Genomic DNA, 12941 nt, shown 5'->3' with positions numbered 1-12941 from the left:
TTCCACGCGTGTTCAAGAACTTGGTCGTTAAAGGCCCAGCATTTCACGCATGTCAAAATTGAACGTGAATGTGCGCCACATTTCGTATTTATCCAGCGGCAGTTTTAGAGGACTGCATTGCGGATTTAGCACTGCTCGAAGCGCACTTTCTGCAATCGTACGGCGGGAAGTGTCACCCTGGATTTCGTTCAGATTGCTAATCCGCGCCAAACGGACGGTTCCGTCCGGGTTTGCGCTGACATGAATTTCAACTGCAAAGTTGCCCGCTTCCTTGGCCCCGGCCGGGGGGCTCCAGCATTTTTCGATCTGACGTTTTACGGCATCAAGCTCGCTCATGGTCAGATTGGCATCAAGCCTGGTCGCCACAACCTCGCTGGCATTTTCTTCCGGCGTTTCGTCTGGCTGTTGTTCTGGTGTGGCTTCTGCCGTTTCCTTAAGTTTGCTGACATCCTTAAGAACGCTCATGAGATCGCGTTTCTTCGGCTCTTCCTTTTTCGGCTCCGGCTTTTTGACCGGTTCCGGTTTCGGCGGGGTCGGCTTGGATTCCGGCTTTACTGCGGCAAGCTCAGTCGGCTCCGGTTTCGGCTCCGGCTCTTTTTTAACGTCTGGCGTCGGAACCGGTTCCGGCTTTGGTGTCGGTTTTGGCTCAGGCTTCGGCTCTGGCTTGGGCTCCGGTTTTGGTTCGGGCTTCGGCTCAGGCTTGGGTTCCGGCTTTGGCTCCGGTTTCGGGGTCGGCTTTGGTTTCGGTTCCTCTTTGGGTTCCGGTTTTGGCAAAGCCTTGGTCGGGGCCGCGGAAAATTCGTCCACTGTCACGACTTCAACCGAAATGGACTGCAATTCCAACGGTGTTTCATCAAACAGATCGGGCAGCCCAAGCCACGCCACCAGAAACAGGACAGCGTGCAGACCAAGCGATATGAGAGCGTAACGCAGCATGATTCGTTTACGAACCCTTTGCCGGCAATTCGGCGATCAGGGCGACTTTGGTGAAACCGGCATCCTTGATCAGGCCCATGACTTCCATCACACGGCCATAATCAATTGTCTTGTCCCCGCGGACAAAGATGCGGGTATCGGCCTTGTTGTCGGTAATGGCGGCAAGCTTTTCGGTCAGGGTGTCCTGCGCGATTTCGCTATCCATGATGTAGATCGTGCCCTCGGCAGAAACCGACACCACCAGCGGCTCATCCTGACCGGTCATCGGTGCGGCACTGGTTTCCGGCAGATCAACTTCGACCCCGACCGTCATCAGGGGTGCAGCAACCATGAAGATCACCAGCAACACCAGCATGACGTCGACCATCGGAGTGACGTTGATGTCACTCATCGCCGCCCGCCGGTTACTCCGGCGACCTCGACGGCGTCCTCCGCCTGATTTGGCAAGCTGTGCGCCCATAATCAGTCTCTCGTGTCGTCAAGTTGGCGCGAAAGGATCGAGGAGAACTCGTCCACGAAAGCTTCGAGGCGGTTGCTGTAACGGTTCAGGTCGCTGGAAATCTTGTTATAGGCAACCACAGCCGGGATCGCAGCAACAAGGCCCATGGCCGTTGCAAAAAGGGCCTCGGCAATACCCGGTGCGACAACCGCAAGCGAGGTATTTTTTGATGCCGCGATCGACTGGAACGAAACCATGATGCCCCAGACCGTGCCGAACAGACCAACAAACGGTGCGGTCGAACCAACAGATGCCAGGAAGGTCATATACCGTTCCACCCGGTCCATTTCACGACCAAGGGTAATTTCCATCGATTTTTCAAGGCGTTGCTGAAGGCGGGCACGCATGGTGTCACCATGGACACCCTTTGCGTTCGAACGACGCCATTCACGCATGGCCGAAACAAAGATGGCTGACATCGGATCGCGCGGCTTGTCAGCGATGCGATCATACAGATCTTCAAGTGATCCACCCGACCAGAAGGCTTCTTCGAAGGTATTTGCCTGGGCGCGCAGTTTGCGCAGTCGCAGGATTTTCTCGAAGACAATCGCCCAAACCCAGACAGAAGCCAGCAAAAGACCGATCATCACTGTTTTGACGACCAGCCCAGCCTGCATGAAAAGTCCCCAAAGAGACATATCATGTGCCATGACCGACTGCCCCAGCGTTACCGCGTCGACCACTTGATTTTCCATATTCCCGTCAGTCCTTTGTCACATCAAGACAACTATTAAATACTGTTCTTAGTTCGTCGGGCAGACGTTGTGCCCGAAGTTCTTCCAACGACATGCAGGCGAGATAAATCTCGATCACCACCAGTTCGTCGTCGCCCCGCATAATCTTTTGTTCAAAACCAAGCGATGCGCCCCCAACCTTGATCACCCGGCTTTCGACCGTAATACGGTCTTCCAAAAGTGCCGGACGTCGAAAGTCGAGCGTACACTGTCGAACGGCTATGGCAACTTTGTGGCGTTCTGCAATATTTCGATTGGTAAAGCCCAACAGGTTAAGCATCGCTGAACGTGCCCGTTCGGCGAATGCCAAATAGTTGGCGTGATAGACAACGCCACCGGCATCGGTGTTCTCGTAATAGACAATCAGCGGATAGATATGCCGCTTGCCTTCGAAGCGGCCAAGAATGGCGTCGTGATCATGTTGGGCCATCAGGATTCTTCCCCCGCCTGCCCGTCAAACAGATCGGAAAGCGGCATCCCGCCCGCCTGGCGTGGCGGGGTCAGACCAAGGTGCTTAAAGCCCTTAACACCCAGCATGCGCCCGCGCGGGGTGCGCTGGATCAGGCCCTGTTGCAGTAGATAAGGTTCGATTACGTCTTCGATGGTATCGCGTTCTTCGGACAGGGCGGCGGCCAATGTGTCGACACCGACCGGACCACCGCCATAGTTGCTGGCGATACAATTAAGGTAACGGCGATCCTGGCTATCGAGGCCAAGGTTATCGACCTCAAGCCGGGTCAGGGCCGCGTCGGCAATGAATTTGTCGACCGGCGATTTTTCAGCCACGGCGGCAAAGTCACGCACACGGCGCAACAGACGACCGGCGATACGCGGGGTGCCGCGTGACCGACGGGCAATTTCCATCGCGCCTTCTTCGGTCATGTCGAAATTCAAAAGCCGCGCACCACGGGCAACGATGCTGACCAGTTCTTCGGGCTCATAAAAACGCAACCTAAGCGGAATACCGAAACGATCACGGAGCGGCGTGGTCAAAAGACCCGAACGCGTGGTGGCACCCACAAGCGTAAAGGGCGGCAAATCAATCCGCACAGAGCGCGCAGCAGGACCTTCACCGATGATCAGATCAAGCTGGAAGTCTTCCATTGCCGGATAGAGGATTTCCTCCACCGCCGGGTTCAGGCGATGGATTTCATCAATGAACAAAACATCGCGCGGCTGAAGATTGGTCAGAAGGGCTGCAAGGTCACCGGCCTTGGCAATCACCGGGCCGGATGTTGCGCGAAAGCCAACACCGAGTTCACTGGCAACGATTTGCGAAAGCGTGGTTTTGCCAAGTCCCGGTGGGCCAAAGAACAGGACATGGTCCATGGCTTCTTCGCGCGCACTGGCAGCCTTGATGAAGACATCAAGGTTTTCACGGACTTCTTTCTGGCCGGTAAAATCGTCAAGCCGACGGGGACGCAGCGATCCATCCTGATGATCTTCTTCGCGGCGTTCACCACTGAGCAGACGGTCTTCTTCTTCGCTCACGCGCTAAGCTCCTTTAGTCCCAGACGGATCAGGGTATCGATCGACTTGTCGTCGCCCGCCTGCTGGGCGGCCTTGCCCACCGCACCAAATGCCTCGGACCGGCCATAGCCAAGATTGACCAATGCCGATACCGCGTCTGCCAAAACGACGCTATCATCTACAACCGGTTCGGCTGGCGCTGTGTCGATGCTCACATCTTTGGTGGCCTTGGCTGATTTCTTTGATTTTGCGGCTGGTTTTGCATCTTCGACGGCGGGAGCCGCCGGGGCCGCAACCGGGCCAAGGTTCAGTTTTGCGGCCTTGTCTTTCAGTTCGCCAACAATACGGGTTGCGACCTTGGGGCCGATTCCCGGTGCGCGGCAAAGGGCCGTGGTATCCTGGGCGGCCAATGCGCGCAAAAGATCAGTGGGCGTCAGAACCGACAACAGGGCAAGTGCAACCTTGGCGCCAACACCCTGAACGGTGGTGAGCAACGCAAACCATTGCTTTTCGGCGTTATCGGCAAAGCCATAGAGATTAATGTGATCTTCGCGAACGTGGGTTTCGATCATCAGGCCGGCATCGCCGCCCTTGGGCGGCAGCATCGAAAGCGTGCGGCGCGAGGCAAAAACCAGATAGCCCACGCCGTTGACATCGATAATGACGCTGTCTTCGCCGATGAAATCCACAATTCCGCGCAGTTTGGCGATCACCTGTATTTTCTCCCGTTTCGTGTTGGGTGTGCTGCCATCGAATTGGCCAGCGACCGGTTCCCGGCATGTTGCGCGTGGCATATGGCAACCGCAAGAGCATCTGCGGCGTCCGGCCCGGCAATGTCACATCCCGGCAGCAGGGTTGAAACCATCATTTCGACCTGCTGTTTGGCAGCATGACCGGCACCAACCACAGTCTTTTTGACGGCATTGGGTGTATATTCCGTTACCGGAATGCCACTGCGCGCCGGTGCAAGCAGTGCAACACCACGCGCCTGCCCCAGTTTCAGGGTCGAAACCGGGTTTTTATTGACGAACGTTTCTTCAACTGCGGCCTCGTCGGGTGTCCAGATCCGGATCACTTCGATCAGGCCGGTGTGCAGTTGATCAAGGCGTTCGGCAAGGGTCAATGACTGGGTGGACGTCACCACGCCATTGGCAACATGGCGCATACGATTGTTATCGAGGTCAATGACGCCCCAACCGGTTCGTTGCAGACCGGGATCAATCCCGAGCACTCTGACCACTACATCCCCCAAAAAAGCGGGTTCCAGATACAAAACACCCGCCATTCAAAAGCGAAAGGCGGGTGTTGGCAAATATTAATTAGTTATCGAGACCAGCGACGATTTCGTCGGTCCAGTTAACGTTGGTCCAGACATTCTGGACGTCGTCGTTATCTTCAAGCACATCGACAAGTTTCATGATGCTTTGCGCCTGTTCGACCGAAATGTCGGCTTCGGTGGTGGCACGGAAGACCAGCTTTGCGCTTTCCGGATCGCCGAATTTCTCGGTCAGGGCTTCGCGCACAGCGTTAAGGTCTTCGATCTCGGTATCGATGACGTGGTTCTGATCATCGGACTCCGCATTCGCAGCACCTGCTTCAAGGGCTGCTTCGAAGATTTCGTCAGCATCGGCCTTGTCGATCGGATAGACGATTTCGCCGACACGGTTGAACATGAAGCCGACTGAACCGGTTTCACCCAGGTTGCCGCCATGCTTGGTGAAGGCAGCACGCACTTCGGATGCGGTACGGTTACGGTTGTCGGTCAGTGCTTCGACGATGACGGCAACACCAGCGGTGCCATAACCCTCGTAGCGAACTTCTTCGTAGTTGTCGCCCTCGCCTGCACCGGTCGCCTTTTTGATGGCACGATCGATGTTGTCCTTGGGCATGTTCTGGGCACGAGCCGCAGAAATCGCCGCACGCAGACGCGGGTTGCTGTCGATGTCTTCGCTGATTTTCGCGGCAACAGTGATTTCACGCGCGAGTTTGGTGAAGATCTTGGCGCGCTTTTTATCCTGCGCACCTTTGCGGTGCATGATGTTCTTAAATTGGGAATGGCCGGCCATAACCTGTAACCTGTCGTCAATGAATTCGAAGTGGAACGGTATCGGGTGATACCACGCCGGTCATACGGGCGTTCCCTGACAGACCAGCCCGTCCGGGCATGTGCAGGATGACACATTCATATCTGCGACATACGCGAACGAAAATTTCGACCGCTCCTATATCCTGTTTACCCAGCAAGGTCCAGCCATGCTTGGCGAGATCGCCAAATATCGGGCGTAAGGGTCAGGTTTTTGGGACTTAATGCACCGAAATCATGACCAACCTATCCGGGGATAGTCGTGCACTATACGCGGATAGATGTTGCAGACGTCTTGATATTCTTTCATTAATGTTCTCTGGTGTAGATATTAAACTAAAGCAGAATACTCTCAAGGGCCAAACTGTCGCCTAACGCAGGACTGCATATGATCCTGCGGTGCCAGAAACAACCGGAATGGACAAAGAAGCCATACGGAAACAGCCAGGAAAAAAGGTTAGATAGAATGGGAACTAAATTCGGGGTCCAAAGCAAACTTTTGATATCGTTTGCTGTGGTCGGATTGATGGCAGTGATTTCTGCCATTGTCGGTGCTATTTCCTTCAATCAGTTCGGTAGTGCGCTTAATACCATTACCGAAGAAAAGCTTCCGCCGATTGCCGCGGCTCAGTCACTGGCAACCGGAAGTGCCGAAATTGTCGCCATTGCGCCACGCATCGTGGCCGCTGCCAATCCGGAAGAAGAAACCGCGATTAACGACGAACTTGCGGTTCGTCTTGAAGAGCTTAATGTCCGCATCGCTGAAATTGAGGCGACCGGCTTTATGCCCGCGGTAATTGCAAGCATCAACGACAATCGCGCCCTGCTTGAGGATAACCTCAAACAGCTGCATGAAGTGACCCAGGAACGTTTCCAGATCAGCGACGAAAAAGCCGCGAAACTCGAAGAGTTCCAGAATCTGGCGAAACGGTATGGTGACACCCTGAAGCCGGTGCTGTCCTATACCCAGAACGACATCGCCCAAGGCAGCGAATACGCCTCGTCCTTTGAAGAAGACCCTTCAAAGAAATACAGCGCGGACAAAGAAGAAATTCTTGAGTCCTTCCAGAAGTTCGCATCAGCGATCGAGACGCGCACGCCGATCCTTGATATCGAGCGTCTGGGTTCTGCCGCATCAAACATGATCATTTCCAGCACCACGGAAACCCAGGCGGTGCGCCTGTCGATCATTCCGGTGCGTATTCGCGGAACGTACACCGATGCGCTGAGCAAGCTTGAAGAGCTTGATAATGATCGCCTCAAGGCATTCTATGTCGATCTGATCGACAAGATGCAGAAGCTTTCGGTTGGTGAAGGTAGCCTGCCTGAACTGCGCAAACGTGAACTTGAGGCCACCGAACAAAGCCAGGCGCTGGTTGTGCAGAGTGGCGAATATGCCAACGCAATGCGTAACAGCGTTGCCGAACTGGTTGCCGGTCTGAATGCAGAAGTCAATGATGCCGCCGCCCAGGCAAAAGTTGTCGAGAAACAGAGCCTGACTGCCCTGTTTGTTGTCGCCGTCGCAGCCATCATTATCTCGCTTGCGATTTATGTGCTGTATGTGCGTGGCAACGTTCTGCGCCGTCTTGGCGGTTTGCAGAAAACCATGGTTCAGCTTGCTGATGGCAACCTTGATGTCGTCGTGCCATCCAAGGGCAATGACGAAATCAGCGCCATGGGCCGTGCGGTTGATGTCTTTAAGGACAACGCCCTTAAGGTCCAGGCCATGCAGGCCGAGGAAGAACGCCTTAACCATGAACGCAACGAAGCACTTCGTGACGAGTTGCTGGCACTGGCCGATACCCTGCAGAACGAAGTTGAAAGTGCCGTGAACGAAATCGCGGCCCTTGGTGATCAGCTTCAAGGCGTTTCCGGTCAGATGACGTCAAGTGCGGAACTGGTTTCGGGTCAGACCGAAGAAGTTGCAAGCTCTGCACAGGAAGCGACCGGCAACGTTGAAACGGTTGCCGCTGCGACCGAACAGCTGTCGGCATCGAATGCGGAAATCAACCGTCAGATGGCGGAATCGACCCGTATCTCGAACGAAGCATCCAACCGTGCACAGGAAACCAACGAACTTGTGGTCAGCCTGTCGCAGTCTGCAGACCGCATTGGCGAAGTGATCGCACTGATCACCGACATTGCCGAGCAGACCAACCTTCTGGCACTGAACGCCACCATCGAGGCGGCACGTGCCGGGGATGCGGGCAAGGGCTTTGCGGTTGTTGCTGCCGAGGTCAAAAACCTTGCCAACCAGACGGAAAAAGCCACCGAGGAAATTTCTGGCCAGATTTCGGGCATTCAGAAAGCCACCGGTGAGTCCGTCAATGCCATCGGCGATATCGGCCGTATCATTGAAAACATCAATGAGATCGCGACCACCATCTCGGCCGCGGTCGAGGAACAGGGTGCCGCCACCGACGAGATCACGCGCAACGTGCGCGGGGCTGCGGATCGCACGCGTTCTGTATCGGCCTCGATCAACGAGGTTGCCAATGAAACCAGCAAGACAGGCGAACTGTCCAGTCAGGTTCTGGCAACTGCACAGGATGCATCGCAGAAGGTCGAAAACCTGCGTTCGCGGATCAACGGCATTCTGGATGATCTGCGCAAACAGGCACATGATCGCGCAGCATCCTGATCACAGGCAAAACTTGATGACAAAAGGCCCGCCATTGGCGGGCCTTTTTGTTTGACGGCAACACTGAAAAACATCGCCTTGCGGGCTGAAAAAGCACAGGCGTCGCAAAACTCCTTGCTGGCCTGCGCATGAAATCTATACGGCCTCACAGAATTGGCCGAAAATTCATGATCTCCCTGCGATTACTGTGCTACATTGGACAACAATAATAATAGTTCGAGCCCCAATTTTTTTCCCGAGATCCGCTAAGGGTCAGATATCGGGTATTCCCCAATGTGGCTTGGCAGGGAACAGACGTTCAGACGACGTACATGCATGCGTCGGCACCAGATGTGGCGACGCTTGTCTCTTTGGTCTACGGGGTAGGTTTAATTATGGGTTTAAGTTTCAAGCGCGGCGCAAAGCCGTCATCGTCAAAAAAGAAGAACACAACAAAGACGAACAAAGCAGGGCTTGGCGTACGTGAAAAGTTGGCGGGTGCCTTCTTTCTTGTCGGTCTGATTGCAATCTTGGCTGCGGCCGTATCGGTCTTCTCTTTTACCAAATTCGGCAACCAGCTTGACACGATTGCCTACGAGCAACTTCCGCCAATGTTTGCTGCCCAGCAGCTCGCAACAACCAGTGCGAAAATTGTGGCCTCCGCACCACGCATTATCGCGGCATCCACCGTTGAAGAAGAACAGGCGGTCAAGGCTGACCTTGATGTGATGCTTGCAAACTTGCAGGAAAATCTTGCGGTGCTGAGCCAGTCGGGCCTTCCAGAAGAAACGCTGTCGGTGATCGAAACCAATGGCCAAAGCCTTGCTGAGTCGCTTCAGGAACTTCATGACACGACGATTGAACGTTTCGAGGTCGCAGGCCAACTTTCGGATTCCCTTGCGAAGTTCCAGCAACTGACCGGCAAATACAACTCGATGATCCAGCCGATCCTGTCGGCATCCCAAACCAAAATCACCGAAGTTACCAGCCAGGTTCATGACTTGCGTCAGGCTGGCGCCTTCTTGACCGATGAACAGGAAGCCTCAACCAAGGGACTTCTGTTTAAACTCGATGAATTGATGGCAGCCCAGGCCCCTATCCTGCAGCTTGCGAATAGTGGTGCTGAAATCAGCAACACCGTTCTGTCCGCCGCGTCATCAGACGATCGCATGCAGCTTCGCATCATGGGCGTTCAGGTTCGTGGGGCGGTTGGTGTCGTTGCCAATACCATTGCTGAACTTGAGAACGAGAAGCTCAAGAAATTCTATGAAGGCCTGCTTGGCGACATCAAAAAGCTGTCGATGGGCCGCAAAAGCATTTCATCCCTGCGCAGCGAAGAACTTAAACTGGCCGACGACCAGATCGACATCGTTGAAGACAGCGCCGAATTTGCCGCCGCGATGGAAGATGGTGTGAACGCGCTTGTCGCCGATCTTCAATCCGGCGTCGACAAATCAGCCGACACCGCAAGCACCCTGACCCAGCAAAGCTCGCTGGTGATGTACGGCGTTGGTGCCGCGGCGATCATTATTCCGCTTCTGATCTATCTGGTTTATGTGCGTGGCAACCTGTTGCGTCGCCTTGCCGGTCTTCAGAAATCGATGATTTCGCTGGCTGATGGCGATCTTGATGCGGCCGTTCCATCAGGTGGCAGTGACGAAATTTCTGCCATGGGCCGTGCGGTTGATGTGTTCAAGGCAAACGCGATCAAGGTCCGCGACATGCAGGCCGAGGAAGAACGCCTGAACCGTGAACGCAACGAGGCACTGCGCGACGAATTGCTGTCACTTGCTGATACCCTGCAGGGTGAAGTCGAAAGTGCGGTGACTGAAATCGCCACCCTTGCCGAACAGCTTCAAGGCGTATCAGGTCAGATGACCGACAGTGCCGAACTGGTGTCAGGTCAGAGTGACGAGGTCTCGAAATCGGCCGATGAAGCCACCGGCAATGTCGAAACCGTTGCCTCCGCCACCGAGCAGCTTTCAAGCTCGAACGCGGAGATTAACCGTCAGATGGCGGAAACCACGCGTATTTCGAACGAAGCCGCGCAACGCGCGCAACACACCAACGAACTGGTCAACAGCCTGTCGCAGTCGGCAAGCCGCATTGGCGAGGTGATCGCACTGATCACCGACATTGCGGAGCAGACCAACCTTCTGGCGCTGAACGCCACCATCGAGGCGGCACGCGCCGGCGATGCTGGCAAGGGCTTTGCTGTTGTCGCGGCAGAGGTCAAAAACCTTGCCAACCAGACCGAAAAGGCGACCGAGGAAATCTCGGGACAGATTTCCGGCATTCAGAAAGCAACCGGTGAATCTGTCACCGCCATTGGCGAAATCGGCTCGATCATTGATAGCCTCAACGAGATTGCCACGACGATTTCGGCCGCGGTTGAACAGCAAGGGGCCGCAACCGACGAAATCACGCGTAACGTGCGTGGTGCGGCGGACCGAACGCGCGCTGTGTCGGCATCGATTGCCGAGGTTGCCAATGAAACCGGCCGCACCGGCCAGTTGTCTGGTGAAGTGCTTAACACGTCGCGTTCGGCATCCGAGAAAGTCAGTGAACTGCGCACGCGCATTACTGTCATCCTTGATGATTTGCGTCAGCAGGCCCGTGATCGCGCGGCGTAATTTGCAACGAACATCTGAAACGACAAAGGCCCGTCATCCGGCGGGCCTTTTTCTTTGATCGTTTGACTGTCGCCTTGGGCGTCAGGCGCTGGGCCAGCTGCCTTTAAGGCGGCCACCGATGCGCACCGCTTCAATCCGCTTTGCCAAGCCGGTATTGTCGTCAGTCTCAACATAGACGCCACACACCGTTGCCGGGCCTTCTGCCGGTTCGAACCGGCCGGACGGCATCTTGGTGATGAATTTGCGAACCGAGTTTTCTTTTTTCATGCCAATGACGGAATCAAAATCGCCGCACATGCCAACGTCGGTCTGGTAGCCGGTACCATTTGGCAGGATCTGGGCATCGGCCGTCGGCACGTGGGTGTGCGTGCCCAGCACAAGCGACGCCCGCCCATCGCAATGATGGCCAAACGCCATTTTTTCCGACGTGGTTTCGGCGTGGAAATCGACGATCACGGCATCGACATTCTTGCCAAGCTTATGCTTGTTAAACAGCTTGTCTGCGCCTTGGAACGGGCAGGACAACGGATCCATGAACAGACGGCCCATCATGTTAATCACGCAGACCTTCTTGCCCGACTTGGTCTTGAAGACATAATCACCGTTGCCGGGCGTCCCGTCGGGGAAGTTCCAGGGACGCAGCAGTTTTTCATCTTCGTCGATATAGGCGATGATTTCGCGCTGATCCCAGACGTGATTGCCCGTGGTCAGGACATCGGCACCGGCATCATAGAATTCCTTGCAGATTTTTGCCGTGACGCCAAAGCCGTGTGCTGCGTTTTCGACATTCACCACCGCGATATCAACCGACAACCGATCACGTAGCATCGGGAGCGCTTCAAGCGCTGCCCTGCGACCGGACTGCCCCAGAACGTCGCCAAGATGAAGTAAACGCATTGTGCTTCCTGTATTGCGTCAGCCAGCAGGCAGACATGTTTCGTTTAATGCACCCTGCCCCGGGACGCATGACCGGCATCACGAAATGGAAAAGGGAGTTTTAGGGTCATGACCCTAAGCAAAATAAGCGGGAGCCACCACTGCCGTTGGCCATTTGGTAATTCCTCGTGACCTGCGAGTGCAGGTGGGCGCCGTATAACGAGACCACGGCCTCGACAGGGACAGCTCCCTAGAGAAATGAGCATCGGCCCCGGGAATTAGCGAACCTGACGAACAGGGCAGCCCCCTTGTGCTGGGTTCTTGATCGCCGCGAACGACGCATCGCAAACTGTCAGCGACCGGAACTTAGTCCTCGACCAGCTGAATTTCAAGTAGATTGCATGAATTCGGCCCGTGATCAGACCAGCCATGCGGCAGACTACAGTCGCCTGATCAGCCTTTGCAAAGACGATCGGCAAGCACCTCGACCCGTTCGGCCATGCTTTCGATATTTTCTGCCAGTGCGTCACCTTCGGCGGCGGACAGGCTACCGACCTCTGCAACCGCCGGAATTTGGCCGGTATTGAGTTTTTCCTGTGCCATGCTCAGTTCGTCGGCAATCAGAAGGCTTGTCATGACCAGCAGACGTTGTTCACCGATCTGACCCACCGCATCGGAGATTTCCTTGACCCGCTCGTCGACATAGCTGGCAAGCGCGTGAATGCGTTCTTCCTGGCCGTCGTCACATGCGATGTCGTAGCTACGACCGTTAATACGAATGGAAACCTGTGCCATGAATTATGCCTGTTTCTTTGCGGGTTCTTCATCAAGGACGAGTTTGAGCTGATCAACAGCGCCATCAAGGCGGTTTGAAACCGTTTCGGTGGTGCGACAAAGCCTGTCGTAATCTTCACGGAGTGCCGAAAGTTGACCACGCAGGGTTTCGACCTCTGCCGTGTCAGCGTCTGTAGCCTGGCTTTTGGCGTCGATTGCCGACTCCGCAGCCGTTTCCAGACGTTCCAATGCTGCTTTCAGCCGATCACTTGCCTGTTGCAACCGCGACATAACCCTACCCGAATGTTTGCTGTTT

General features: G+C 55.2%; 13 protein-coding genes and 1 other RNA gene. 2 read left to right on the top strand and 12 right to left on the bottom strand.

The window, feature by feature from the left end:
* Window positions 1-27: 27 nt before the first annotated feature.
* The 8 genes from FHI25_RS08630 to FHI25_RS08595 are packed head-to-tail and all read right to left on the bottom strand — an operon-like array spanning window position 28 to window position 5705.
* Window positions 28-936, bottom strand: a complete 909-nt coding sequence (locus FHI25_RS08630) for an energy transducer TonB (RefSeq protein WP_210516842.1) — start codon at window positions 934-936, stop codon at window positions 28-30.
* 7 nt (window positions 937-943) lie between these two features.
* On the bottom strand, window positions 944-1396 hold the full coding sequence (tolR, locus tag FHI25_RS08625) for a protein TolR (protein ID WP_040824151.1): 453 nt from the start codon (window positions 1394-1396) through the stop codon (window positions 944-946).
* A gap of 2 nt (window positions 1397-1398) precedes the next feature.
* On the bottom strand, window positions 1399-2130 hold the full coding sequence (gene tolQ / locus FHI25_RS08620) for a protein TolQ (protein ID WP_008891378.1): 732 nt from the start codon (window positions 2128-2130) through the stop codon (window positions 1399-1401).
* Between the two features lie 7 nt (window positions 2131-2137).
* Window positions 2138-2599, bottom strand: coding sequence for a YbgC/FadM family acyl-CoA thioesterase (locus tag FHI25_RS08615; protein WP_246879015.1), 462 nt, complete (start codon window positions 2597-2599; stop codon window positions 2138-2140).
* Window positions 2599-3660: a Holliday junction branch migration DNA helicase RuvB gene (gene ruvB / locus FHI25_RS08610; protein WP_008891376.1), complete on the bottom strand. Its 1062-nt coding sequence runs from the start codon at window positions 3658-3660 to the stop codon at window positions 2599-2601. The genes FHI25_RS08615 and ruvB overlap by 1 nt, the downstream gene beginning before the upstream one ends.
* Window positions 3657-4352, bottom strand: a complete 696-nt coding sequence (gene ruvA / locus FHI25_RS08605) for a Holliday junction branch migration protein RuvA (protein WP_210516840.1) — start codon at window positions 4350-4352, stop codon at window positions 3657-3659. The genes ruvB and ruvA overlap by 4 nt, the downstream gene beginning before the upstream one ends.
* Window positions 4349-4924 (bottom strand): crossover junction endodeoxyribonuclease RuvC, encoded by a 576-nt coding sequence (gene ruvC / locus FHI25_RS08600; RefSeq protein ID WP_051007649.1) that lies wholly within the window; start codon window positions 4922-4924, stop codon window positions 4349-4351. Before ruvC ends, ruvA begins: the two co-directional genes overlap by 4 nt.
* Window positions 4925-4958: 34 nt before the next feature.
* Complete coding sequence (locus FHI25_RS08595) at window positions 4959-5705, bottom strand: YebC/PmpR family DNA-binding transcriptional regulator (protein ID WP_120225029.1); 747 nt, start codon at window positions 5703-5705, stop codon at window positions 4959-4961.
* A 483-nt stretch (window positions 5706-6188) separates the two neighbouring features.
* Here FHI25_RS08595 and FHI25_RS08590 point away from each other — a divergent pair, with 483 nt between their 5' ends.
* Both FHI25_RS08590 and FHI25_RS08585 read left to right on the top strand, forming a co-directional pair.
* On the top strand, window positions 6189-8363 hold the full coding sequence (locus FHI25_RS08590; RefSeq protein WP_210516838.1) for a methyl-accepting chemotaxis protein: 2175 nt from the start codon (window positions 6189-6191) through the stop codon (window positions 8361-8363).
* Between the two features lie 374 nt (window positions 8364-8737).
* Window positions 8738-10975 (top strand): methyl-accepting chemotaxis protein, encoded by a 2238-nt coding sequence (locus tag FHI25_RS08585; protein WP_210516836.1) that lies wholly within the window; start codon window positions 8738-8740, stop codon window positions 10973-10975.
* 81 nt (window positions 10976-11056) lie between these two features.
* Here the strand turns inward: FHI25_RS08585 and FHI25_RS08580 are convergent, their stop codons facing one another.
* The 4 genes from FHI25_RS08580 to FHI25_RS08565 all read right to left on the bottom strand — a co-directional run bounded on the left by FHI25_RS08580 (window position 11057) and on the right by FHI25_RS08565 (window position 12916).
* Window positions 11057-11872, bottom strand: a complete 816-nt coding sequence (locus FHI25_RS08580) for a TIGR00282 family metallophosphoesterase (RefSeq protein WP_210516834.1) — start codon at window positions 11870-11872, stop codon at window positions 11057-11059.
* 127 nt (window positions 11873-11999) lie between these two features.
* Window positions 12000-12160: non-coding RNA, 6S RNA (gene ssrS / locus FHI25_RS08575), on the bottom strand.
* Between the two features lie 144 nt (window positions 12161-12304).
* Window positions 12305-12646, bottom strand: coding sequence for a cell division protein ZapA (locus tag FHI25_RS08570; RefSeq protein WP_210516832.1), 342 nt, complete (start codon window positions 12644-12646; stop codon window positions 12305-12307).
* 3 nt (window positions 12647-12649) lie between these two features.
* Entirely contained in the window at window positions 12650-12916 is a 267-nt protein-coding gene (locus tag FHI25_RS08565) for a hypothetical protein (RefSeq protein ID WP_210516830.1), read from the bottom strand.
* Window positions 12917-12941: the final 25 nt, after the last annotated feature.

It is taken from the genome of Thalassospira sp. ER-Se-21-Dark, from assembly GCF_017922435.1.
In the GTDB taxonomy this organism is placed as follows: Bacteria; Pseudomonadota; Alphaproteobacteria; order Rhodospirillales; family Thalassospiraceae; genus Thalassospira.
The sequence above is the reverse complement of the archived record's forward strand: the minus strand, read 5'-3'. Positions and strand labels throughout refer to the sequence as shown.

Excerpts from the sequence above, each read along its gene's own strand:
- tolQ (WP_008891378.1), bottom strand. The coding sequence starts at position 2,130 with ATGGAAAATCAAGTGGTCGACGCGGTAACGCTGGGGCAGTCGGTCATG.
- FHI25_RS08615 (WP_246879015.1), bottom strand. The coding sequence starts at position 2,599 with ATGGCCCAACATGATCACGACGCCATTCTTGGCCGCTTCGAAGGCAAG.
- FHI25_RS08595 (WP_120225029.1), bottom strand. The coding sequence starts at position 5,705 with ATGGCCGGCCATTCCCAATTTAAGAACATCATGCACCGCAAAGGTGCG.
- FHI25_RS08585 (WP_210516836.1), top strand. The coding sequence starts at position 8,738 with ATGGGTTTAAGTTTCAAGCGCGGCGCAAAGCCGTCATCGTCAAAAAAG.
- FHI25_RS08630 (WP_210516842.1), bottom strand. The coding sequence starts at position 936 with ATGCTGCGTTACGCTCTCATATCGCTTGGTCTGCACGCTGTCCTGTTT.
- FHI25_RS08565 (WP_210516830.1), bottom strand. The coding sequence starts at position 12,916 with ATGTCGCGGTTGCAACAGGCAAGTGATCGGCTGAAAGCAGCATTGGAA.
- FHI25_RS08590 (WP_210516838.1), top strand. The coding sequence starts at position 6,189 with ATGGGAACTAAATTCGGGGTCCAAAGCAAACTTTTGATATCGTTTGCT.
- ruvC (WP_051007649.1), bottom strand. The coding sequence starts at position 4,924 with ATGGCGGGTGTTTTGTATCTGGAACCCGCTTTTTTGGGGGATGTAGTG.
- tolR (WP_040824151.1), bottom strand. The coding sequence starts at position 1,396 with ATGGGCGCACAGCTTGCCAAATCAGGCGGAGGACGCCGTCGAGGTCGC.
- FHI25_RS08570 (WP_210516832.1), bottom strand. The coding sequence starts at position 12,646 with ATGGCACAGGTTTCCATTCGTATTAACGGTCGTAGCTACGACATCGCA.
- FHI25_RS08580 (WP_210516834.1), bottom strand. The coding sequence starts at position 11,872 with ATGCGTTTACTTCATCTTGGCGACGTTCTGGGGCAGTCCGGTCGCAGG.